Raw genomic sequence first — 24,783 nt, 5'->3', positions numbered from 1 at the left:
TGATAAAGAAGAGGATTAACCTCTATGCATTGCCTTTAACTTTAATATTGAGCTGCTCAGCAAAATCTAGCATACGATTTAGAGGGATCAACGATTTCACTCTTAACGCTTCGTCAACAAAGATCTCATGCTCATCACCGCCGTCACGCAGAGCCGTTTCTATCGCTTTGAGGCCATTCATCGCCATCCAAGGGCAATGTGCACAGCTGCGACAGGTAGCGCCCGCACCGGCTGTTGGCGCTTCTACTAGCTCTTTTTCTGGTACTAATTGCTGCATTTTAAAGAAAATACCTTTATCGGTAGCAACAATCAGTTTCTTTTGAGGTAACTCTTTCGCCGCTTTTATAAGTTGGCTTGTCGAGCCCACGGCGTCAGCAAGTGCAACTACACTGGCTGGTGATTCCGGGTGAACCAAAATAGCGGCATCTGGGTAAACCGCTTTCATCTTACGCAGTGCATCTGCGGAAAATTCATCGTGAACAACACACTCACCTTGCCACAGCAACATGTCTGCGCCGGTTTTATTTGCAATGTAAGAGCCTAAGTGTCGGTCGGGACCCCACAAAATAGGTTTATCTTCACTGTCGAGTTGTTCAACAATTTCTAAGGCGATGCTTGATGTCACGACCCAATCGGCTCTTGCTTTAACCGCCGCAGATGTATTTGCGTATACCACAACGGTGTGATCAGGGTGGGCATCACAAAAAGCCGAGAACTTATCAGCAGGACAACCAAGATCAAGGGAACACTCGGCCTCTAATGTTGGCATTAAAATGGTCTTTTCTGGGGTTAGAATCTTAGCCGACTCCCCCATAAATCGAACACCGGCAATAATGAGTGTGCTGGCTGGATGACGATTACCAAACTTGGCCATTTCTAACGAATCTCCCACAAATCCGCCCGTTTCTTCAGCGAGGGCTTGGATTTCAGGATCGGTGTAGTAATGCGCGATCAAAACCGCGTCTTTTTCGACCAGTAGTGACTTGATGCTAGCAATATAGGTTTGCTTTTCAACATCGCTCAAAGGGACTGGTTTTTGAGGAAATGGGTATATTGTTTCAACTGTGTCTAATATGTGGCTCATTGCTCTTGCTCTATGCAACTTCCATGAATCCAAGCATTGTACACCTTAAACATGGCCTGAATCAAAGGAGTTTGGGCCAATAGAAAAAGAGGCGGAATAACCACCTCTTCTAGACAAGCAATTTAGGCAGATATTGCCGTAAACTATAAGTTTTGTTGTGCTAATTTTGCTGATGAACTGTTTGGGTATTCATCCACAACTTGCTGATAGTATTTTTGTGCTGCTGCTTGATTATTATTTCGCTTGGCAATGTCACCAAGCTTAACTAATGCATCGGCACGTTTGTTAGAATCTTGGTATGACACAACCGCAGCAAAACTCTTGACGGCTTCTTTATCTTGTTTCTTAGCGAAATAAAGTTGCCCTAGCCAATAGTGTGCATTCGATGAAAATGAAGAATCTGGAAAATCCACCTGAAACTGTTTCAGTGCAACGATAGCACCCGCGTAATCGCGCTCTTTAAGCACAAGATCGACGGCATTTTGATAGGCGGTTTGCTCATCAACATTGCTGCTGAATGTCCCTACGGGTTGTTGTGTGTCGGAAGAATCAACAACAGGCGCTTCAACGGTCTTAATTTCGGTGCGGACTTTGTCTAATTCTATAAAAAGCTCACGCTGGCGCTGCAACATTTGCTGCATATCATAGCTGTTCTTTTCAAGTTGACCACGAAGATCACTGATCTCCATCGACATGTCGTCAATTTGTTGCTGCATAGTCAATTGAACACGATTTCGATTATCTAGCAATCGCTCTAGACGTTGGATATCGGTTTCAGAAGAATTCACTGTACGTGCTGATGATGTGGTGGCTGGAGCTGTATTGCTTAAGTCCGATACTGGAGCTGGTGCAGCGTAAGATGTATTGGCTGCACTTGCCAGTAACATAAGCGTTAAAACTCGCTTTGAGTTACTGAACATGAGGCTATTCCTCTATTTGTCTTGTCGCATAACTTGTCTTGCAGCATAAGTGTATTGATAACCTAGGTGCAATTTATCACCTAGGTATAATAACTACTTAAGCACAATGCGAAAATTAGTATACAAGAACTGAACGACGGTTCTTAGCGTATACTTCGTCAGACTGACCAAGTAGAAGAGGTTTTTCTTCACCGTAGCTAACGATAGAGATTTGGTCAGCTTGTACACCAAGTGCTTGTAGGTAGTTCGCTACCGCTTGTGCACGACGCTCGCCAAGAGCGATGTTGTACTCAGGAGTACCGCGCTCGTCTGCATGACCTTCGATAGTAACTTCTAGGCTAGCATCTTTACTTAGGTAAGCCGCGTGTGCTGCAAGCATTTCTTCGTAATCGCCAGCAATAGTCGCGTTGTCGAATGCAAAGTAAATAGTTTGAGTTTCACGCAAAGCTTGTTCTTTAAGCTCTTGCTCTGTTAGCTCACCGTATGAATCAACTGGAGTCACTACTGTTGTATCTACCGTGTTCTCTGAACCTGAAGTTGATTGATTAGTCTCTGTACCTGAAGCACTTGTTGCTTCATCGCTAGAGCTACAAGCTGTTACTGCTAATACAGGAAGAGCAATGAGTAGACCTTTAAGAACTTTATTAAGCTGCATTATATTTTTCCCTTAACTAATTAATACTTATTTACTATAAAAACGGTGACCAAGCAGGTGCTCTTACGCGCCCGTTTGTTTCCGGTAATCTAGCTTTAAAACGCCCATCTATCGAAACCATCGAAAGTACATTCGTTTTATTATAGATAGAACTGTATATGACCATACCACCATTAGGTGCAATACTTGGAGACTCGTCAAGCAATGTACTTGTCAGTATTTGCATTGCACCAGTTTCTAAATCTTGTTTGGCTAAATTAAACCCTGAATTACTTCGATTCACCATAACAAGGAATCGACCGTCAGGGGTAATTTGACCTCCTAAGTTTTGGCTGCCTTGCCAAGTCAGACGTTTGGTCGAACCATCTGCCAAATTTACGTTATAAATCTGCGGTCTACCACCTCTATCAGAGGTAAAGATTAATGATTTTCCATCCGGATGCCAATACGGTTCCGTATTATTTGATCTACCACGAGTAATTTGCGTCAATTTCTTTGAACTCAAATCAAAGGTATAAACCTGAAGAGACCCAGTTTTTGATAATACCAACGCTAACTTATCACCATCAGGAGAAAACCTTGGTGCGCCATTATGACGAGGGTACGAGGTGATCTTCTCCCGTTTCCCGGTATAAATATCCATGATGAAGATTTCAGCTTGCCCATTTTGGAAACTGACGTACGCGAGTTGTTTTGCGTCAGGTGACCATGCTGGTGACATCAACGGTTGTTTAGAACGTAGCACTAATCGTTCGTTATAACCGTCATAATCCGCAACTCTTAATTGGTATGGATATGGGTCTTTATCTTGTACTACAACATAAGCGACACGAGTCAAAAATGCGCCACGTTCGCCAGTCAGCTCTTTATACACCAAATCGGAGATTCGGTGCGCATATTCACGCAATCTTGGGCCTGGTACGGTTGCTTTCTTATTAAACAGAACATGATCTTTGGAAAGCACTAATTGGCCATCTTCGCTTAATGCTTTACTCTGACCTTGGGTTAGCTGACCACGAACAACATCTACTAACTGGTAATTGATGACGTAATTATCACCCTCGCCTTTCGAGATGGTGCCCGTCAATAAAGAATCAACACCAAGGGCTACCCATGAATCAAAGGCTATCTCAGATTCTGAATAAGGCGTTTGTGGCATGTTGCTTGTGGCGACAGGGCTGAATTTTCCGCTGCGCTGCAAATCCGACGCTATCACCGCCGATACGTCATGGGGCAATGGCTTTTCACCTTGCCATTGGAATGGCACAACGGCGATGGGTCTTGCGGAATCGATACCATCAGTAATAACCAGCTCAAGTGCCGCATTGGCTAATTGAACTGAGCTCGATAGTAACAACAAACATCCTAAAATTATTCGCTTAATCACTCGCTTTTCCTTTATGATTGTTACAGTTCAACGGTTAAATTAATGTCTTTCAATCGTTCAACGACACTGGGCTGATCAACCGGCAGTGGAAACGAATTTACTTTTGCTACTGCTCTTTTCGTTGCTGCACATAAGCGATCATCACCGTTGACAATCGATAATCTTCCCAATAGAGCATTGTCGCCTGCGGGTATCAAGCGAAGGTTAACTCGACAAGACTTTCCCTTAAAGCTGTCCTCGATCAGCAGGTTTTGTTCGATCATTTGCTTATACATATTGCCGTAACGAGCGGCTTCTGATTGGGCAAATTTTGATTGCGCCGAAGAATTGCGCTCATTCTCCGTTTCCATACCTGCGAAAATATCATTCAACGCAGCTTCTTGCTCTTTGCGTTCTTTTTCAAGTTGCTCTAAACGAAGCTTTTCTTGGCGAGCTTTTTCTGCCGCCTCTTTTGCGGCCTTTTCTTCTGCAATTCGAGCTTTCTCCGCCCGTTCCGCTGCTTCTTTTGCTTCTTTTGCTGCTTTTTCTTGGACAAGGCGTTCTTGTTCAGCCTTGGCAATCGCTGCTTTTTGTTTCGCTATTCGCTCTTCTTCTGCTCGCTTATTTTCAGCCTCTTTTAGCTTGCGTTCAGCTTCTAACTTTTTGGCTTTCTCTCGCTCTTTCTTAACTCGGGCTTCTTCCGCTTTGCGTTCTTTCTCGACCGCAGCGCGTTTTTTCTCAGCTTCACGGGTTGCCTTGGCTTCTGCCGCTTGTTGTTCTTTCAATTTGCGAATGCGTTCTTCTTCCGCTTTGCGATTCTTTTCTAGCTGCTCGCTCTCTCTCTTTAGCTTATCTAAACGAGTTTGTTCTTTTTTCGCCGCCTCTTCTCGCTGGCTACGAATTTTTTGCGCCTGCTGTTTGACCAGGTTCGGGTCGATAACAACCGCTTGAACCATCTGACCACTAGTCTCAGGCTCTGACATGCTAAAGTCTGAGCCCCAAAGCAAAGCAACAATCAGCACGATGTGCATTGCTAAAGAAATAACAATGGGATTCCGATAATTACTGTTTTTTGAGTTAGTTTCTTTCATGAGTAATGCGGATCTAATCCCTTAATTCCGTTAACAGGCCAACCTTAGGGATACCTGCACGGCTTAGTTCATCAAGCACTAACACGATATCTGCATACGGTGTTGCTGCATCACCACCGACCGCAACCGGTGAGTCAGGTTTAATCGACAGTTCTGCTTTGACTCGAATGATCGCATCCTGCATTGAAATGCCACGCTGAACTTCTTCGTCGTTCACGCTCAAACCTAAGACGCCATCTTTATCAATCTCTACGATGATAAAGCTGCTATCGGTGTCACCAGCAAGTTCCGATGCGGCTTTTGCACTGCTCGTTTGTGGTAATTCGACATCGACCCCCTGCGTCACAAATGGTGAGGTTGCCATGAATATGATCAGCAAAACCAACATAACATCGATGTAGGGTACAACGTTTATTTCCGCTGTCATCTTACGTTTTTTTGGTTGATAACCCGCCATGGTTAATCCCTACCTGCCATTGCTTGGCGGTGCAAAATACTGTGGAATTCTTCAGAGAAGGTCGCGTAGTTATGCTCAAGTTTACCAACATTACTGCTAAAGCGGTTGTATGCCATGACAGCTGGAATCGCGGCAAATAAGCCCATTGCTGTAGCAATAAGTGCTTCGGCGATACCCGGCGCAACCATAGACAATGTTGCTTGCTTAACCTCACCCAATGCGATGAAGGCGTGCATGATCCCCCATACCGTACCAAATAGGCCAATGTATGGACTAATAGAACCGACGGTAGCCAAGAAAGGCAAGTTAGTCTCTAGGTCATCAACTTCTCTTGCAACGGCTACGCGCATCGCACGACCTGTTCCTTCCATGATAAATGCGGGTGAATCTGCATTGGATTTACGCAGGCGAGCAAACTCGGTAAAGCCAGAATAAAAAATCTCTTCTGTGCCCGAAAGATTATCTTTTCTTTTTTTAACGTCTTGATAAAGAACCGCGAGATCCGTACCTGACCAGAATTTATCTTCAAATGATTCGCTGTCTTTAGAAGCTTGAGACAAAATTTTACTGCGCTTAATGATCATTGCCCAAGAAGCGACTGACATGCCAAGCAAAATCAACATAACTAATTGAACTAGAATACTGGCTTCTAGTATCAGTTCTACAAACGAAATATCAGCAGTCACTTTCTATTAACTCCAAAGCTATAGATTGAGGCATTGCTTTTGGCCTCATTTTCACATTATCGATACATGCTACCTTAACCGTCGCTTTACACAATGTCTTCCCGTCGAGATTTACGATCTCTTGACAGAAGGTCATTGATGCTTTTTTCTTTACTGCGATGGTGGTAACCACATTGAGTTGCTCATCAAGGCGGGCGCCCTGCAAAAAGTCGATATCCATATGTCGCACGACAAACCCGATATTCTCTTCAAGTAAGCGGTGTTGTGAGACCCCAATACTTCGAAGCATTTCGGTTCGTGCACGTTCAAAATATTTCAGATAATTAGAATGGTATACCACTCCCCCAGCGTCTGTGTCTTCGTAATAGACCGTGACTGGCCAGCTAAAAACTGAGGCACTTGGATGCAAAGTAATACCCATTGTCAATTAAATATTGGATGTACTATAACGCAAGTTATCACTATTAGTACAAGTGCTATCAATGGTTTTGCTCCCTTTCAGATAAAAAATTAGCGCTGCCTCAAAGAGGTAGCGCTAACTTGGATGTTATTTCATCATTTAGTAGCAAAAATTGTATCGACTTATGTCCCATCATTACAAATGAAACCAAGCGGTCTCTCTGTTATTCGCTATCTTTATCCATCATTTCTGAATGCTCTAACCAAAGAGCGTTAATGATGCCAAATGCACAGGCAAGTAAAATGCCTAAAATCCATGCAAAATACCACATACGTTACGCTCCTTAATAAAGTGAGTTTTTGTTATCTTCGATAAACTGGTTATTGATACGGCCAAACATCTTGTAGTACGTCCACGTTGTGTAGGCCAAGATAACAGGTACCATAACAAATGCGACGGCTGTCATTAAGTTAAGAGTCAGCTCACTCGACGTTGCATCCCACATCGTTAAACTGTGGTTTGGAAGCAAATCTGAAGGCATCACAAACGGGAACATGGCAAAGCCAGCCGTCAGAATAATACCCGTATTCGCTAAACTGGAAGACAGAAATGCAAAGCCAGCTCGGTCAATTTTAGCAAACAACACCGCTAACAGGGCACCAACGATACCCGTTATTGGCGCTAACCACATGGCTGGATACGCATAAAAGTTGTTCATCCAAGCGCCCGCTTCTCGGATCACTTCTTTGTTTAGCGGGTTAGAAGGCGCATTAGTATCGATAATACTTGTCACTACGTAGCCTTCGATATTCTGAATCCAAACTCCTGCCGCCACAAACGTGACCACAACAACCAAACCCATGATTTGCGCAATAGAGCGAGCTCGTGAATGCACTTCATCGGTAGTCTTCATTTGCAGCCAGGTCATTCCTTGCAGCAAGATCATAGACAAGCTAACAAGACCACATAGCAATGCAAATGGGTTAAGCAAGCCAAAGAACGAACCGTGGTAGGTCACCATCATAAAATCGTTGAACTCAAAGGGAACACCTTGTAGAAGGTTACCAAAAGCAACACCAAATATGATCGGTGGCACAAATCCGCTGATCGAAATACCGATATCCCATGATTTGCGCCACTTTGGATCTTCAATTTTTGAACGGTAATCCAAACCGAGTGGTCGCAACCACAACGCTGCCAGCGTCACCATCATCGCAAGGTAAAACCCTGAGAATGACGTTGCGTAAACTTGTGGCCAAGCGGCAAATAACGCGCCACCCGCCGTCACTAGCCATACTTGGTTTCCATCCCAGTGGGGTGCGATGGAATTAATCATCACTCGTCGCTCAGTATCGGTTTTCCCGATAACAGGGATCAGTGCGCCAACACCCATGTCAAAGCCATCTGTAATGGCAAAACCGATGAGCAATACGCCAATCAATACCCACCAAATCAAGCGTAAAATTTCGTAATCAAACATGTCACTACTCCCTGCTATGCTTCAACTTGACGGTTAAGTTTCTCTTCGTGTGATAGTTCACCCTGCTCAAAGTGATAGCGGCCGGTTTTTAGGCTGCTTGGTCCTTTGCGAGCGAACTTCAGCATCAGATACACTTCCGCAATTAAGAAGACAGTGTAAAGCGCGATAATCATAAACAGTGACGTCCACAATTCACCCATTGTTAGGGCAGAAGCCGCAACGTTTACGGGCAAAATTTCACCGACAGCCCATGGTTGACGACCATATTCAGCAACAAACCAACCCGCTTCAACTGCAATCCATGGTAATGGAATACTTAGTAGAGCCGCTTTTAATATCCACGGTTTTTGTTCGATTTTTTGACGACACGTCTGAATAAACGCAGCACCAAACACAAACAACATGATAAAGCCACAAGCAACCATAATACGGAATGACCAGAATAACGGCCAAACGGTAGGAATAGAGTCATCAGCGGCCGCTTGAATGTGTTCTTCAGTTGCATCAACGACATTATCGGTATATCGCTTCAGCAGTAAACCGTAGCCTAAGTCCACTTTGATCTCATCAAATGCAGCTAGGTTTTCTTCACTGCGATCGCCTTCACGGATTCGCTCAAGCAATTCGTAAGCCACCATACCGTTACGAATGCGCACAATATGTTCATCACGCAGGTCACGTAAGCCCGTCACTTCGGTATCAAGAGAACGTGTAGCGATGATGCCCATGACGTAGGGGATTTTCACCGCGTAATCCGTTTCCATTGTTTCCTGGTTCGGAATACCAAAAACGGTAAAACCAGCCGGAGCTTCTTCGGTGTGCCATTCAGATTCGATAGCAGCAAGCTTCACTTTTTGTACGTCACCGAGCTCGTAGCCAGACTCATCACCTAAGATGATCACCGACAAGATAGCCGCCATACCAAATGAAGCAGCGATAGCAAAAGAGCGACGAGCAAAAGCCACATCACGACCTTTCAGAAGGTAGTAAGAACTGATACCAAGAACAAACATCGCACCTGTCACGTAGCCAGAAGCGACCGTGTGAACGAATTTAACTTGAGCAACTGGGTTAAGCACAACTTCCGAGAAGCTGACCATTTCCATACGCATGGTTTCAAAGTTGAACTCTGCACCGATTGGATTTTGCATCCAGCCATTAGCAACGAGGATCCACAACGCAGAAAAGCTTGAGCCTAGCGCAACGAGCCAAGTCACAACTAAGTGCTGACGCTTTGACAGCCTTTCCCAACCAAAGAAGAAAAGCCCCACAAAGGTTGATTCTAAAAAGAAAGCGACTAACGCTTCAATGGCAAGAGGGGCACCAAAAATATCACCCACATAATGGGAGTAATAAGACCAGTTAGTACCAAATTGAAATTCCATTGTTAGGCCAGTAGCTACACCTAACGCAAAGTTAATACCGAATAACTTACCCCAGAACTTAGTCATGTCCTTGTAGATTTGTTTGTCGGTCATGACATACAGAGACTCCATAATGGCAAGCAAAAACGCTAAGCCTAAAGTCAACGGTACGAATAAGAAATGGTACATCGCTGTTATTGCAAATTGGAGACGTGATAGTTCAACTACGTCCAACATAATTACTCCTATGTGTCGGCTGAGTGACACTTTCTGTGCAATAAAGCCCTTAACGAACAATGAGGTCGCGCAGGGTGTTACGCAAAGTTTATTTTATTGTTAATTCCGTGTTACACCGTAACGGTGAAGAGCAAATCGATACTACTCCTGAATGTTAAAAAATTCAAAATAATTTGAGTATATTGTGAGATTGATTGCCAAGAAAAGACTTAGAAGCTGTAAATTAAGGAATATTTATTTTACAGCTCTAAAAAATATTTGAGTGGAATTGTCATTTGTAACAGAGTGTGTGAACAAAAACCTCAAAATAACCAAACTATTTGAGGTCACTGGAAGCGGAGCGACGTCAATGATAGGCAGTTCAAAGCCCTAATGCCGTTCACTAAAAAAAATTTCGTTCTTACTTATTAGGGTGTGTTCTTTCCTCTCACCTTTCCATTTAGACATCACGACCTGGCCTTAAGAAGCATTCATAAAAAAATCCAAGTGCCTGAGAGACACTTGGATTTTTATCGCGCTGGAAGATCATTCAACCAAGAACTTAAACTTTGAATTGACTCACCAACTGCTGCTGCTTCTCCGACAACGTATTAATTTGATTACCAATCGATTCTGACTCACCCGCCTGGCTAACAATTTGTGCGCTTAGATCCCTAATATTCGACACACTCTGGTTCACTTCTGCCGAGACCGTTTGCTGCTCTTCTGCCGCTCTAACAATTTGGCTATTCATATCATTAATCGCTGCGATCGCGGCAAAGATATGACTCAGCTCTTCAACAGCGGTATTAACCTGACTGGAAGAGTCATGAGCAAGTTGGTGACCTTCTTGGATCGTTGCAACAACGTCTTGGGTTCCACGCTGGACTTTATCAATCACACCTCTAATTTCACCAACAGACGCCTGAGTACGACTAGCCAGGTTTCTTACTTCATCCGCCACCACGGCAAAACCACGCCCTTGCTCGCCGGCACGAGCCGCTTCAATGGCAGCATTGAGAGCCAATAAGTTTGTTTGTTCTGATATGCCCTCAATAACCGTCAATATCTCGGTAATATTGGCGTTATTTACGGCCAGCTCTTCAACAATAGGGACGGCTTGCGTCATTTTACTGAGCAGTGCACCCATTTCAGTCTGAGAGCTTTCAATCACTTTTTGTCCGGTGACCGCAGCATCATTAGCATCGGCAGCAGCTTGCACGGCTGTTTCTGCATTTTGTACCACCATGCTCGCCGTTTGTGTCATCTCTTCAGATGCAGTTGCGACTAAATCCACTTCTTTGAATTGAGATTCACTGCTCGTTCGAGTTGCCATCGCCGCATTTTTGGCTTCAACCGTCGTTTGGGCAACATCATTGGTTGTCACCACCACGTCTTTGATTGTTGACTGAAGTTTTTCCAAAAAGAGATTAAAACCCTTAGCCAGTTGGCCTATTTCATCTTGCGACGTAACGTTTAGACGCTGAGTAAGATCACCCTCACCTGACGCAATGTCATCAAGGCGTACCACCACTTCTCGAATTGGTTTGACAACGCGTTGCGCCAAAATAGCAATAAGAGCCAAACCAACCAGGACAAATATCCCGCCCGTCAATAATTCACTTTTTACACTCGACGCTAAGTTGCCAGACAGAACTTCATCTAACGCGACGGCATCGGCGACAACCACCGAGCGAGGCATTTCAAAAATAACGCCCCAGGTTTGATTGGCGACCGTCATTGGAGCAAAAACCGTTAGCCATGAATCATCATTACTCCAACTTGTCGTTAGCTCGCCGCCAAATAACAGATCGGTCACTTTATCGCGACTTACAGTACTACTTTGAAACGCACTTCCAATCACGAGACTCGGATCGTCACTCGCAATCAAAGAACCATTCAAACTGATGATAAATAATCGGCCACGTCCTTCAAACAGACTTGCATCGGATTCAGCGATTACGTTAGTCAGTTGATCGAGTTTAAGATCAATACCAAAGAAGCCGATTGGAACCTCGTCAACAAGAATGGGAACAGAAATGGATGAGGTAAGAAATTCTCTATCTTCTTGGGTAATGAGCCTGGGTGTTGAGACACAAATCTCACCACTTGCAATTGGGCAGTAAAAACGCTCACTTTCACTTTCTTGTGCCAAGGACTTTTCTGATAACACATTAGCAATGATATTTTCGCCGTTTTCTGCCGTTTTCCAATAAGAAGCAAATCGGCCAATGTCATTGGAACCTACATAATCGGCGTTTACATAATTACCATCTTCCCCATCCAGAAGATCCGGTTGGAATACCAGATAAGCCCCTTCGATGGCATCGAACTCAGCAACCGATTGACGCACCATTTCATCCAAAGCGGTACGTAATTCTTCACTTGAACCAAAGTTTTCTTCCGTATTTCGTTTGAAAAATAACGCGTTTGAAGCCAGCATTTCAGCTCGGTATATCGCTTCATCGAGAAATTGAACAACCTCAGTAGCGTTCAATCGAGCGCGCGTTTCAAGAAGCTGCTGAGATTTGTCTATCACCGACGTTGAACTTTGAGCGGTGATGACCTTTTGATTCCCTATCGCGTTGTAAACGGAGAACCCGACAAGAGATAATGAAGTGATCAGTAGGCAGCAACCTGCTAAGAGGGTTATTTTCCACTGTACGGAAAGAGTTCGCATCTTACATCCTTATAAGCAAACAGTATGAAATTTCGGTTAAAATAGTCCTGACCATTAGAATTAAAGCACACTGTTTTACTCCGTCAATCAGAACTTTACTTAAATGTTAATATTGTAATCAGTAACCACATAATATTTTATGTGTTTGACCGTTGTCCTCATTATAAGAGGTGATAGAATCCTACTTTGCCTCTTCTATATGGATGACTTATGAAAATCATCAGCTTTAATATCAATGGCCTTCGTGCTCGTTTACATCAATTACAAGCCGTTATCGACAAACACCAGCCGGATGTTATAGGCCTACAAGAAATCAAGGTTCACAATGATGCATTCCCCCTTGAAGCGGTTGAAGCCATGGGTTATCACGTCTATTTTCACGGACAAAAAGCACACTATGGCGTGGCCATGTTGTGTAAAAAAGAGCCTATTTCAGTCACGTATGGATTCCCAACCGACACGGAAGACCATCAAAAGCGCATGATTATGGTTACCGTTGAAAATGACAAGGGTGAACCTGTAACCGTGCTTAACGGCTACTTCCCACAAGGCGACAATATTGCTCACGAAACTAAATTCCCTTATAAAGAGCAGTTTTACAAAGATTTAATGACTTACCTTAATGTTAACCACAGTAATGATGAAAAACTGGTGGTGATGGGCGATATTAACATTAGCCCGATTGATGCTGATATCGGCATTGGGGAGCCAAACAAAAAGCGTTGGTTGAAAACAGGTAAGTGTTCATTCCAACCCATCGAACGTGAATGGTTAGCGACTCTGCAGCAATGGGGCCTTGAGGATACCTTTAGAAACTTGCACCCAACCGTCGATGACCAATACTCGTGGTTTGACTACCGCTCCCGTGGCTTTGACGACAATCGAGGGTTACGCATTGATGTTGTCTTAGCTACGCCTTCACTGGCCGCTCAATGCATCGACGCTGGCATTGATTACGAGCTGCGAGGTATTGAAAAACCGTCAGACCATGCGCCCATATGGTCAACCTTTTCTTTTTAGTACTTTGTGCATTGAGTGCCAAGAAATTGAGTACCAAAAATAAAACAGGCTTCTTCTTAGAAGCCTGTTTCTCGTTTCGCTAGTTGCCATGAACGAATCATCTAGAAGAGTAGCAAAATGGCTTAAAGCACTAGCTAAGTGGTCTAAGGTACGCTAGAAAACGTTTCTCAGCATGTTTAAAGCACCACAGAATAATAAACGTCAAGCCCATGTAAAATAGTCCTGCGGCCAAGAACGATTCAAACGGGGCGTAGTAACGAGCATTAACGAGACGGGCTGCACCGGTTAAGTCCATAATAGTCACAATACCTGCCACTGCACTGCCGTGAAGCATGAAGATCACTTCGTTACTGTAGGCAGGAAGTGCGCGACGCAATGCGCTCGGCAGAATGATTCGACGATATGTTTTCGACATGCTCATTCCATACGCTTTTGCGGCTTCCACTTCACCCTTCGGCAAACCGTTAATCGCACCACGTACAATTTCCGCCGTGTACGCTGACGTGTTGAGGACAAACGCGACGAGCGCGCAAAACCACGCGTTTTCCCACAATGTATCCTTCACTGGGAAAAACTGGTCCATACCGTAATAAATCAAATAGAGCTGCACTAACAGCGGTGTGCCACGAAAAAAGTAGATGAATGTCCAGGCTGGCGCATTCCAAAAGTAATTAGGGCTGTTTCGGGCTATCGCTAAAGGGATGGCGATGGCTAAACCTAGCACTAAAGCGCAAGAGACAAGCCAGGTTGTTGTCCACAAACCATGAAGATAGATAGGAAAGCTATCAATCAGTAAAGAGAAATCCATCATCTACCTCGCATGAATGCTGAATTTACGCTCGACCAACTTAAGTAACCCCGTTGATACACTCGTAAAGAATAGGAAAATCACAGCAACCGTCATATAAAAAGTAAAAGGCATTTTCGTTGAACCCGCAGCTAATGAACTGACTCGGACCATGTCCTCAAGCCCAATGATTGAAACCAGAGCCGTGGTTTTAAGCAAAACCAACCAGTTATTACCAAACCCTGGTAACGCGTGACGAATCATTTGTGGAAGCAAGATGCGTCGAAACGCCAGAGGACCACTCATTCCATAGGCTTTTGCCGCTTCCATCTCACCTTTATCGACCGCCATAATTGCGCCGCGGAAGGTTTCAGCCATGTAAGCACCGAAAATAAACCCGATGGTTAACACCCCGGCGACAAAAGGACTGACATCGATGTAATCAGGTAAATACGCTGTCCACTCGTGATCTGGATTAGACGAGGTAAACCATTCGTTAATCCATTCATTGGTCGAGTAGAGACTATTATTCAATAAGATTTGCCCACCAAAAAAGATAAGCATCATGAGTACTAAATCAGGAATTCCACGAATGACTGTGGTGTAGAGAGTCGCGATTGCCCTTGCCCAACGATATGGGGCTAATTTGGCTAAAGCGCCGAGCATACCCAGTACCATAGCTAGGATGAGCGATAGAATGGCGACTTCGATAGTTAAAACGGCCCCTTTTAATATTGAGGCTTCGTATCCTTGTAAATCTAACATAGGTTAGTTCCTAGTCCCTAGGTTGTAGTAGACGCGAATATCCAGCTGTTGGGTACATCAATTGACTAGGAACCAACAGCCAGATATCGGCTTAGCTATTACTGGCCATATACGTCGTAGTTGAAGTATTTTGCAGCAATCTCTTGATACACACCTTTCTCACGAAGCGAAAGAATCGCCGCATCGAGAGTTTTCGTTAGGTCTTTATCTTGTTTGCGAACTGCGATACCAAAACCATCACCGAACCATTTAGGATCCGTTAACGAAGGACCAACAAATTCGTACGCTTCACCGCCCGCTTTATTGAGAACACCTTCTTCAAGTGCAGAGGCATCACCAAGAACAGAAACAATGCGACCGTTAGCTAGGTCAAGGTAGGCTTCGTCAAAAGAGCCGTAACGTACGATCTCTACTGCGCTGCCATAGTTGTCAGTTAGGTACTTATCGTGTGTTGTTGCACGTTGAACACCAATCTTCACGCCTTCAAGCTTGTCGAAGTTAAGCTCAGCGCCTTTTTTAGCGATAAATTTATTTGGAATAAGCGCGTATTTACCAGTGAAATCGATACGCTTCTTACGTTCTTCTGTAATCGACATTGCTGCGATAATGGCATCGTATTTACGAGCAAGTAGCGATGGAATAATACCATCCCAATCTTGAGGTACGATCTGACATTTCACTTTCATCTCTTCACAAAGTGCATTTGCCATATCAACGTCAAAGCCTTTGAGTGAACCATCAGCTTCAGTCCAGCTAAATGGAGGATAAGCGCCTTCAATACCAAAGCGTACTGTTTTCCATTCCTTCGCTTGGGCCATACCTGTCGCCGCTGTTGCAGCAATCGCTGCTACTAGTAACCACTTTTTCATTTCCATACTCCTGTGATTGAAATTTACTTCTATAAAGTTTGATTTTTATGTGTTTTGGGTTGTGCTTACAATTCCACTAAACCAGTTTCCTGATCTAGTAGATCGAAGATATAAATTGCTGTAAACGCTCAGATTCTGGTGCTGTAAATAGCTTAGCTGGGTCGCCTTGCTCTTCAACGATACCTTGATGTAAGAACATAACATGGTTAGAAACATCACGGGCAAACGCCATTTCATGAGTAACAACCAACATAGTGCGCCCTTCTTCGGCAAGATCTCGCATAACACCAAGAACCTCACCAACAAGTTCTGGGTCTAATGCAGAAGTCGGTTCATCGAACAGCATCACTTCTGGATCAACCGCTAAAGCGCGAGCGATTGCTGCACGTTGCTGTTGCCCACCCGATAAGTGACCAGGGTAATAATCTTTTCGTTCGTACAAGCCCACTTTCTTTAACAACAATTCAGCATTTTCAATGGCTTGAGCTTTGGGAACACCGAGAACGTGTACAGGCGCTTCAATCACATTTTCCAATACCGTCATGTGCGACCATAAATTAAAGCCTTGAAAGACCATAGCTAGCCGAGAACGAATTCGTTGAACTTGTTTTTCATTCGCAGGAACCGCTTCACCCGAACGATTCTTTTTCATATCGATCAATTCACCATTGACCCAAATATCACCAGACGTGGGAGTTTCAAGTAGGTTTATACATCGCAGAAAAGTACTCTTGCCTGAACCGGAAGAGCCAATGATAGAAATAACATCGCCTTTATGTGCCTCTAACGAAATGCCTTTCAGTACTTCATTTTGACCAAATGTCTTGTGTAGTTCCTTAATATCTAGCGCTGGTACTTCATTCATGCGCTCGTACTCCCTATTTCGATATGACTGCTGGGCTCCGCCCACATTGCGATTCAAACTAGCACCCCTTATTGATAGATGCAACAAATTATTAACCTGTCTTTTTGAAATATATAGCTACTTTATATGAGTAATAATTCAAACATCAGGCTAATAATCTACCAAAGACGCATAAAATGAATAATTTGAATCATTATTCCAACATTGCAAATGTTAATGGATTTATAAAAAATAGATATAGTTCAACATTTGTAAACCTTTACTTATCTTGTTCACTACGTTTGTTTCAAAAATCACTCGTAATAGAATGTAGCTTACTTTCATTATCAATATTTTTTATGTAACTTAATTTCAATATCAATATTACTTTTACACACATCTCCCTCAGTTCTGTAGCTTTATTTCACAATGTTTTATAAAGTGATCAAGATCAATCAAGCCATATAGCAAGCGGGGTAAACTCGCAAAAAATCGAAAGTGTAAACAAACACTACATGCTTTATCTTTAATTGAGAATTAACACAATTATCTCGTACCACTCCAGCAACTTACTATTAACGAGTTGCAGGTTTCGGATTGAACAAATGACTACTTTTATTATGAGGAATCTATGTCAGACGCAGTGAATAAACCGCACTCTGATTCGGATATTGAGAACAAGAGCTACCAAGAGCTCCACCGTCCAGCATCTGAGTTTGCTAGCCGTTCAGACTATTTAGATCATGAACTGCAAATTATGAAACCACGCCGCTTTGGGCTTAACCTGCCTGGTCGTGATTTCCGATTTGAATTAGAAGACTTAGTACCTGCCCTTGCTGGTACGATTGGTATTATCGCCATGTACTCTGCGGTAATGATGTCTTGGGCTGATGGCCTAACGGCGGCATGGGATCATGTTGAGCTAGGCAAGGACTTCGCCATTGAAGTAGCCCGTGTTGAAATGCTTATCCCAGCGTTACTGTTCTGTATCTTGGCATCTGGTATATTTAACCCTAGAGCAAACTTAGCCGGTAACCACGGCCCGATGATTCCTCTGATCGGTAGTATCGCTCTTGCTGGTGCCCACCCTCTTGCGCTTGCTATTTTATTAGGCGTTTTCGGTTTGTTGCTCAGTTACTTCAAAGGGGGATCCAAACTGGTTAACCTCACTTCCCAAGGAACAGCTGGGGGGTTATTAATATTCCTCGGCTTTACTGGTGTAATGAGCCAAATAGGTTCGATTCAAACATGGGCAACAGGACTTCAGTCTTCTACAGTGGAAGCCGGCAGCCTTGGCTACATTGGTTTAGTGGTACTAGGCATCAACATTGTGGTTTACGCGATTCTCGCGAAGATCAACATGCGTTGGTTGGCGATTCCTGTTTGTGCGTTCACCGGCCTTATAATTGCTTTAGGCCTTGGAGCGGGTTTTGACCTTACGTTCGAAACAGAAATGGGCTTACCTAATCTAAACCCTGTTTACTGGTGGGGAAGCACAGAACAAGGTTGGCAATTAGGTCTTCCTAATCTGGAACACTTCATTGCATCACTTCCATTTGCCATTCTTGCGGTTGCGATGTGGTCGCCAGACTTCCTAGGTCACCGTATCTTCCAAGAACTGAACTACCCACGTAAGACTGAAAAAGTATTAATGGACGTGGATGACACTATGACCATGTGTTCTTTCCGTCAAATGGTGGGGACTGCAGTAGGTGGTGGTAACATCACATCATCTTGGGGAACGTACATGATCCCGGCTGCAATCGCTAAGCGCCCTATTCCTGCTGGTGCGATTTTACTGGGTTCACTGTGTATTATTGTTGCAATCCTCGGTTTCCCAATGGATGTTGCGGTATGGCCTCCAGTGATGCGTGTTGCTCTTCTTGTGGGGGTTTTCTTACCTCTGCTTGAAGCAGGTATGCAGATGGTCAAAGACACGAAGGATTCTCAAGCTGCGGGTATTTGTATCTTCGGATCAGCGGTTGTTAACCCTGTGCTAGCTTGGGCACTGACGATGCTTCTCGATAACAATGGTTTGATTGGTGATAAAGAGCGTGCTTCTAAATTATCATTCGTAGACAAAATTGTGATTCCAGCTGGCGTACTCATCATTTGTTTGATTGCTATGCTTGCTGTTGGTATGTTAGAAAGTCAGTACGGGCTTAAAGCCTGGCTGTAGATTAAAAAAAAGTTAGGGTGATGGCGTTCATCACCCTTTTTTTTCAACTTTATTTTACTTTTATTGATTTAGTTTAAGTTTTGTAAAAATATTTTAGAGTATGATTCGCCCATGTCGTGAGTGTTGTTATCCAAAATTTAATGCCACACTCGATGTAAATGGCAATATGTATAATTTTCGAGATGCCAGTTTCTACTATTATAGATATTGTTATTAATGTGAGTACTGATCTTCCTCTGAAGATAGCTGTTCATACAGTGAACCCAGTACGTGTTTTTTCTACTAAAAAGGTAGGTATGTCATGGCAGAGCAATTTGCTAAAGCTTGGGAAGGTTTTGCTAACGGTGATTGGCAAAACGAAGTAAACGTTCGTGATTTTATTCAAAAGAACTACACGCCGTATGAAGGCGACGAATCTTTCCTAGTTTCTGAAGGTACTGAAGCAACTAACGTGCTTTGGAACAAAGTAATGGAAGGTATCAAACAGGAAAACGCAACGAAAGCACCTGTTGATTTCGATACGTCTGTTATTTCTACCATCACTTCCCATGATGCTGGTTATATCGAACAAGACCTAGAAACAATTGTTGGTCTACAAACAGAAAAACCACTAAAGCGTGCCATCATCCCTAATGGTGGTGTACGTATGGTTGAAGGTTCTTGTAAAGCATATGGTGAAACTCTTGACCCTATGGTTTCAAAGATCTACTCAGAATACCGTAAAACGCACAACGCAGGTGTTTTCGATATCTACACACCTGACATTTTAAAATGTCGTAAATCAGGTGTTCTAACAGGTCTTCCTGATGCATACGGTCGTGGTCGTATCATTGGTGACTACCGTCGCGTAGCACTATACGGTGTAGACTTCCTAATGAAAGACAAGCAAGCTCAGTTTGCTTCTCTTCAAGAGCGTTTCGAAAATGGCGAAGATCTCGCTGCTACAATGCAACTTCGTGAAGAAATCTCTGAGCAACACCGCGCTCTAGGCCAAATGAAAGTAATGGCTGAGAAATACGGCTTTGATATTTCTGGCCCTGCTCAAACAGCTCAAGAAGCAATCCAATGGACTTACTTCGGCTACCTAGCGGCAGTTAAATCTCAAAACGGTGCAGCAATGTCTCTAGGTCGTACTTCGACTTTCCTAGACGTGTTCATAGAGCGTGATATTGCTTCTGGTGCTATCACTGAAGTTCAAGCTCAAGAAATGATTGACCACTTCGTAATGAAGTTACGTATGGTTCGTTTCCTACGTACTCCTGAGTACGATGAGCTATTCTCTGGTGACCCAATCTGGGCTACTGAGTCAATGGGTGGTATGGGTGTTGATGGTCGTACACTGGTTACGCGTTCAAACTTCCGTTTCCTAAACTCGCTATACACTATGGGGCCTTCTCCAGAGCCAAACATCACGGTTCTTTGGTCTGAGCAGCTTCCAGACGGCTTCAAACGTTTCTGTGCGAAGGTATCTATCGATACGTCTTCTATCCAGTACGAAAATGATGACCTAATGCGTCCTGACCTAGGTTCAGACGACTACGCTATCGCATGTTGTGTTTCACCCATGATCGTTGGTAAGCAAATGCAGTTCTTCGGTGCTCGTGCTAACCTTGCGAAAACAATGCTTTACGCAATCAACGGCGGTGTCGATGAGAAGCTGAAGATGCAAGTTGGCCCAGTTGGCGACAAGATCACTGACGAAGTTCTAAGCTACGATGACGTAATGGGTCGCCTAGACACATTTATGGATTGGTTAGCAAAACAATACGTGACTGCGCTTAACAGCATCCACTACATGCACGACAAGTACAGCTACGAAGCGTCTCTAATGGCTCTTCATGACCGCGATGTTCGTCGTACTATGGCATGTGGTATCGCAGGTCTTTCTGTAGCGGCTGACTCTTTATCTGCAATCAAATACGCAACGGTTAAACCAGTGCGTGATGAAGACGGCATCGCGATCGATTTCGATATCGAAGGTGACTACCCTAAATTTGGTAACAACGACGCACGCGTAGATGACATCGCATGTGAACTTGTTTCTACGTTTATGGGCAAAATCCGTAAACTTAAGATGTACCGTGACGCTATTCCGACTCAGTCTATCCTTACTATCACTTCTAACGTTGTGTACGGTAAGAAAACAGGTAACACACCTGACGGCCGTCGTGCTGGTGCTCCTTTCGCTCCTGGTGCTAACCCAATGCACGGTCGTGATGAGAAAGGTGCTGTAGCTTCACTGACTTCAGTAGGTAAACTACCGTTTGCAGACGCACAAGATGGTATCTCTTACACTTTCTCTATCGTGCCAAACGCACTAGGTAAAGAAGAAGATAGCCAACGCGCTAACCTTGCAGGCCTTATGGATGGTTACTTCCACCATGAAGCTGGCGTTGAAGGTGGCCAACACCTTAACGTGAACGTTCTTAACCGCGGTACACTAGAAGACGCTGTTAAGCACCCTGAGAAATACCCACAGCTAACTATCCGTGTTTCTGGTTATGCTGTTCGCTTTAACTCTTTAACTAAAGAGCAGCAAGCTGACGTAATCGCGCGTACTTTCACTGAATCTTTATAAGATTTAGCGAAACATAAAGCGTAGAAGCCCTGCTTACTCATTCAGTAAGCAGGGCTTTTTTCCGACTACAATTCACCAAAAATCGTTGTTAAGTCTATTAATTCGATTACACGCACAGTTTTAACGCTTCATTATTCTATCGCTCACTTTGGCGTGTTTTTTGCTGTACTATTTAGAGTCAGTAATCAGTTGTAGTACTAAAATGAAGTCTCAAATTCTCCTTGCTTTAATTATCGCCTCGTCAAGTGTTACCGCATCTGAACGATCCACCGTTTCATTTTCTCTTGATAACGATGGCATCTTTGGGGTCGACCAAGATTACACCAATGGTATTTTTCTCTCTTATACCTCTGGGGCAATCAATACTCCTTGGATTCTTACCCCTCTAAGCTTATCCGTTTGGGGAGCCTCTCCCTTAGACAAAGTCGAGTTTACGTTAGGGCACAAAATGTGGACGCCTTCAGACATTGAAGCAATGGAACCCCTTGCCAATGACCGGCCGTATGCAGGTTACTTCCATGGTGAACTTAACTTCATCAGCCTTCACCCACAGCAAGCTCAGCGATTTAACCTCACTCTTGGTGCAACCGGTGAAAATTCATTGGCGGGTCAAGCACAAAAATTAGTTCATAGTATTACTGGATCTGACGATCCAAACGGTTGGGACTACCAAGTTGATGAAGGTCTGGTCGGCAGTGTTGGCTATCTATCGCACTTTAATTGGGGGCGCAGCCGTTCATTCGGTAATACTGAATTGGAAGTGTCTAACGTCAGCGAAGGTAATATAGGGAGCTTTAGAAGTGATCTTTCTACTGGGATGATGTTTCGATGGGGTACGGACCTTGGCGGCAACATGGGCGCTGCCAACATTTCAACAGAAAATCCATTTCGACCCGGTATGATTGGCGCGTCTAATACTGCTTGGTTTGTCTTCACTGGCATTGAAGGTCGCTATCGATTCAACGACATCACCATTGAAGGCGAACGACCTAATATTTCGAATCCTGAGAACTACCCAAGCACTCTTGAAAACTGGCAATCTACGGCGGTCTTAGGCGCGGTTTGGTACAACCAATACGTCGGAGCCAGTTTAACCGTCACCGCAAAAACCCCCGATTATAAAGAAGCACCAAGCTCGATATACGGTACGGGCGGTCTCGCGCTATTTGCCTTTTTCTAACCTTTACTTGGTAGGACAGTCGGTAGGATAGCCGACAGAATAAAAACCACTTTATAGATCCGACTACCCTACTAACAGCGAAACTGGCTAAATATTGAAGCGTTCGCAGTCTGAATTCAGGCTGCTTGAACGTTGATCCACCAACTCGCTCGTCTGTCTTAACTGTTCATTATTGTTTTCGAGTTCTTTCATTGCTGATGATATCTCTATCATGTTATTTGCCATTGATTGACTGGTCGTAGCAAGCTCTCTTATTGAGGCGAATATCACTTCGGTTTGATGAGCGGCTTCATCGGCCTTTTCAGTGATTTGGCCTAATGCTGTCATTGCTTCGTGGCCTTTTTCTTGACCCGCCTGGATAGAAGATTCAGATTGCCCAATGTACTGAATCACTTCAGCACTCTCTTTTTTCATGGTTTCAATCGTCCCTGAAATCTCACCAACTGCATCAACCGTTCTCACCGCCAGGTTCCTGACTTCATCGGCAACCACGGCAAATCCTCTCCCCTGCTCACCAGCCCTTGCCGCTTCTATCGCCGCATTCAAAGCAAGTAGATTGGTTTGTTCCGCAATCCCGTTAATAATCTCCATGACGGAATCCACTTTTGAGGAGGCGGTTTCTAGCTGTTGGATATGCCCTGCTGCCGACTTCAGTATATTGTTGACATCTTCAAGGGAATCAATGGCTCCTTTAATCACCGTCGCCCCTTCCTCTGCAGCATTGGTCGATGACTTACTCACATCAGCAACAAACTCCAGCGAATTAGACACTTCTTGCGTGGTCACACTGACTTCTTCCGTCGCAGACGCTAACAACTCGGTTTGTCCTAATACTTTCGACTGATTGTGTGCCAACGTATCTATCCCAGTATTCAGTTCTGCCGCATTGACTGACAATGCATTACTGCTATTTTGTACACCATGAACCAATTCACCCAGATTTTCACAACTTTGATTAATCGTCATCGCCAATTGGTTAAATTCATCGTTATCGTTCGGACCTATCTTCATTCTCTGTGATAAATCCCCTTTCGCAACGCCGGAAAGAATCGTACTTATTTGCTTAACTGATCGTGTTAGCGTGCCACTGATTGTGATAAAAATGGCAATAGTAAATACGGCTAATGCCGCACACGCTATAAGTACCGACCATTGGGTTTGAGCCGCACTTTTCTCGGCCTTTCCAATGTATTCAGTCGTAATACTGGCTAACGTATCCGTCACATCGCCTATGACCGTCTTTAAGCGTAATTCACTTTGAAATAAGTTTTGTTCAATCGCTCCGATTTCTTGGGAAAGCTCGGCAACTCTAAGAAAGGTACTTTTCATCGCTTCAATCTCTTTCTCATAGAGATCGAGCATCGCATAGGTATTCGACATGTTTACGAACATTGCCATCGCTCTATTGAACAATGTGAGATTTTTTTCGTTAGGCTGAAGTAGATAGTTTTGTTGCGCTTTAATCATGACCTGAAAATCTGAATTCAAAGTCACCATACCGGTTTCTTCAATTTTCATTTCAATGGTTGTCGCCAGCGATTTTAACTGGCCTAAATTCCCCTCATCTACACTGAATCCGAGCTCTTCCTTCACCGTTAACCATGGAATGAGTGTTTGATAAAACTCTTCCACACTACCCGTCAGGCCATCAGCCTGCTGAATCAGACCAAGCGCCTTTAGAAAAATAGCATTTTCATCGGCTAACTGCTTAATTTCTTGTATCGTTACCTTAGTCTTTTCTACTTCACTCGCGTTAAGTGAATCGATGTCAGCGGCAAGTGTCAGTAACGCACTTTGTGTTTTGTATATCGAAATCGAACCAGCAGCGACATCGCCACTACGGATATATTGTGACCCCATTACAGACAAACGATTTGAGGTAAACAAACCAAGGCTGATGAAGCCAATAGACAGAATAACTAAAAAAACGGTTATTTTTTGTCGTTGAGATAACGCAAATACTTCCATGAGACACCCTTATCTACTACTGAGATAAACAACTAAGCAAAAGTTATGTAACCAAATTATTATTAATATCTTTATTAACTATAACAACTCTATAACACATGACCTGTATAAGGCGATTTATTTTTAATAACTATTCTTAGGGCATGTTGATCTTTCGAGCTGAATTTTGCAGCAACTTGATGGGTATTTAGACA

General features: G+C 43.8%; 21 protein-coding genes. 4 read left to right on the top strand and 17 right to left on the bottom strand.

Annotation, left to right across the window (positions count from 1 at the left end; genetic code table 11):
• Positions 1-22: 22 nt before the first annotated feature.
• The 12 genes from nadA to A1QO_RS11295 all read right to left on the bottom strand — a co-directional run bounded on the left by nadA (position 23) and on the right by A1QO_RS11295 (position 12,399).
• On the bottom strand, positions 23-1,084 hold the full coding sequence (gene nadA, locus A1QO_RS11350; protein ID WP_017037326.1) for a quinolinate synthase NadA: 1,062 nt from the start codon (positions 1,082-1,084) through the stop codon (positions 23-25).
• A 143-nt stretch (positions 1,085-1,227) separates the two neighbouring features.
• Positions 1,228-2,004: a tol-pal system protein YbgF gene (gene ybgF / locus A1QO_RS11345; protein WP_017037325.1), complete on the bottom strand. Its 777-nt coding sequence runs from the start codon at positions 2,002-2,004 to the stop codon at positions 1,228-1,230.
• Between the two features lie 115 nt (positions 2,005-2,119).
• Positions 2,120-2,659, bottom strand: a complete 540-nt coding sequence (gene pal, locus A1QO_RS11340) for a peptidoglycan-associated lipoprotein Pal (protein ID WP_017034877.1) — start codon at positions 2,657-2,659, stop codon at positions 2,120-2,122.
• 34 nt (positions 2,660-2,693) lie between these two features.
• Positions 2,694-4,046: a Tol-Pal system beta propeller repeat protein TolB gene (tolB, locus tag A1QO_RS11335; protein WP_017040047.1), complete on the bottom strand. Its 1,353-nt coding sequence runs from the start codon at positions 4,044-4,046 to the stop codon at positions 2,694-2,696.
• Between the two features lie 20 nt (positions 4,047-4,066).
• A complete protein-coding gene (tolA, locus tag A1QO_RS11330) occupies positions 4,067-5,116 on the bottom strand; it encodes a cell envelope integrity protein TolA (protein WP_017037323.1) in 1,050 nt (349 codons plus the stop codon).
• Between the two features lie 13 nt (positions 5,117-5,129).
• On the bottom strand, positions 5,130-5,573 hold the full coding sequence (locus A1QO_RS11325; RefSeq protein WP_017034874.1) for an ExbD/TolR family protein: 444 nt from the start codon (positions 5,571-5,573) through the stop codon (positions 5,130-5,132).
• A 2-nt stretch (positions 5,574-5,575) separates the two neighbouring features.
• Positions 5,576-6,259 (bottom strand): protein TolQ, encoded by a 684-nt coding sequence (tolQ, locus tag A1QO_RS11320; protein WP_017034873.1) that lies wholly within the window; start codon positions 6,257-6,259, stop codon positions 5,576-5,578.
• Positions 6,249-6,680, bottom strand: a complete 432-nt coding sequence (gene ybgC / locus A1QO_RS11315) for a tol-pal system-associated acyl-CoA thioesterase (RefSeq protein WP_017034872.1) — start codon at positions 6,678-6,680, stop codon at positions 6,249-6,251. Before ybgC ends, tolQ begins: the two co-directional genes overlap by 11 nt.
• Positions 6,681-6,882: 202 nt before the next feature.
• Positions 6,883-6,990: a cytochrome bd-I oxidase subunit CydX gene (gene cydX, locus A1QO_RS11310; RefSeq protein ID WP_017034871.1), complete on the bottom strand. Its 108-nt coding sequence runs from the start codon at positions 6,988-6,990 to the stop codon at positions 6,883-6,885.
• A gap of 12 nt (positions 6,991-7,002) precedes the next feature.
• Positions 7,003-8,139, bottom strand: a complete 1,137-nt coding sequence (gene cydB, locus A1QO_RS11305; protein ID WP_017040046.1) for a cytochrome d ubiquinol oxidase subunit II — start codon at positions 8,137-8,139, stop codon at positions 7,003-7,005.
• A gap of 14 nt (positions 8,140-8,153) precedes the next feature.
• Complete coding sequence (gene cydA, locus A1QO_RS11300; protein WP_017040045.1) at positions 8,154-9,740, bottom strand: cytochrome ubiquinol oxidase subunit I; 1,587 nt, start codon at positions 9,738-9,740, stop codon at positions 8,154-8,156.
• A gap of 541 nt (positions 9,741-10,281) precedes the next feature.
• Entirely contained in the window at positions 10,282-12,399 is a 2,118-nt protein-coding gene (locus A1QO_RS11295) for a methyl-accepting chemotaxis protein (protein ID WP_017034868.1), read from the bottom strand.
• A 210-nt stretch (positions 12,400-12,609) separates the two neighbouring features.
• Here A1QO_RS11295 and xthA point away from each other — a divergent pair, with 210 nt between their 5' ends.
• The gene (gene xthA, locus A1QO_RS11290; RefSeq protein WP_017037319.1) at positions 12,610-13,419 is read left to right on the top strand and encodes an exodeoxyribonuclease III; all 810 of its coding nucleotides are present in this window, start codon (positions 12,610-12,612) and stop codon (positions 13,417-13,419) included.
• A 130-nt stretch (positions 13,420-13,549) separates the two neighbouring features.
• Here the strand turns inward: xthA and A1QO_RS11285 are convergent, their stop codons facing one another.
• The 4 genes from A1QO_RS11285 to A1QO_RS11270 form a co-directional block, all read right to left on the bottom strand.
• Positions 13,550-14,227 (bottom strand): ABC transporter permease, encoded by a 678-nt coding sequence (locus tag A1QO_RS11285; RefSeq protein ID WP_026027082.1) that lies wholly within the window; start codon positions 14,225-14,227, stop codon positions 13,550-13,552.
• Between the two features lie 3 nt (positions 14,228-14,230).
• A complete protein-coding gene (locus A1QO_RS11280; protein WP_017034865.1) occupies positions 14,231-14,971 on the bottom strand; it encodes an ABC transporter permease in 741 nt (246 codons plus the stop codon).
• A gap of 98 nt (positions 14,972-15,069) precedes the next feature.
• Entirely contained in the window at positions 15,070-15,840 is a 771-nt protein-coding gene (locus A1QO_RS11275; RefSeq protein WP_017037318.1) for an ABC transporter substrate-binding protein, read from the bottom strand.
• Between the two features lie 94 nt (positions 15,841-15,934).
• Entirely contained in the window at positions 15,935-16,705 is a 771-nt protein-coding gene (locus tag A1QO_RS11270; protein ID WP_017034863.1) for an ABC transporter ATP-binding protein, read from the bottom strand.
• 610 nt (positions 16,706-17,315) lie between these two features.
• Here A1QO_RS11270 and A1QO_RS11265 point away from each other — a divergent pair.
• The 3 genes from A1QO_RS11265 to A1QO_RS11255 all read left to right on the top strand — a co-directional run bounded on the left by A1QO_RS11265 (position 17,316) and on the right by A1QO_RS11255 (position 22,621).
• On the top strand, positions 17,316-18,863 hold the full coding sequence (locus A1QO_RS11265; protein ID WP_017034862.1) for a DUF3360 family protein: 1,548 nt from the start codon (positions 17,316-17,318) through the stop codon (positions 18,861-18,863).
• A 301-nt stretch (positions 18,864-19,164) separates the two neighbouring features.
• Positions 19,165-21,441: a formate C-acetyltransferase gene (pflB, locus tag A1QO_RS11260; RefSeq protein WP_017040042.1), complete on the top strand. Its 2,277-nt coding sequence runs from the start codon at positions 19,165-19,167 to the stop codon at positions 21,439-21,441.
• A 202-nt stretch (positions 21,442-21,643) separates the two neighbouring features.
• Positions 21,644-22,621, top strand: coding sequence for a lipid A deacylase LpxR family protein (locus A1QO_RS11255; RefSeq protein WP_017040041.1), 978 nt, complete (start codon positions 21,644-21,646; stop codon positions 22,619-22,621).
• Between the two features lie 87 nt (positions 22,622-22,708).
• Here the strand turns inward: A1QO_RS11255 and A1QO_RS11250 are convergent, their stop codons facing one another.
• Positions 22,709-24,589 (bottom strand): methyl-accepting chemotaxis protein, encoded by a 1,881-nt coding sequence (locus A1QO_RS11250; protein WP_017037316.1) that lies wholly within the window; start codon positions 24,587-24,589, stop codon positions 22,709-22,711.
• Between the last annotated feature and the right edge of the window lie 194 nt (positions 24,590-24,783).

Source organism: Vibrio genomosp. F10 str. ZF-129, from assembly GCF_000287055.2.
Taxonomy (GTDB): domain Bacteria; phylum Pseudomonadota; class Gammaproteobacteria; order Enterobacterales; family Vibrionaceae; genus Vibrio.
This window is presented reverse-complemented; position numbering and strand designations above follow the sequence as displayed.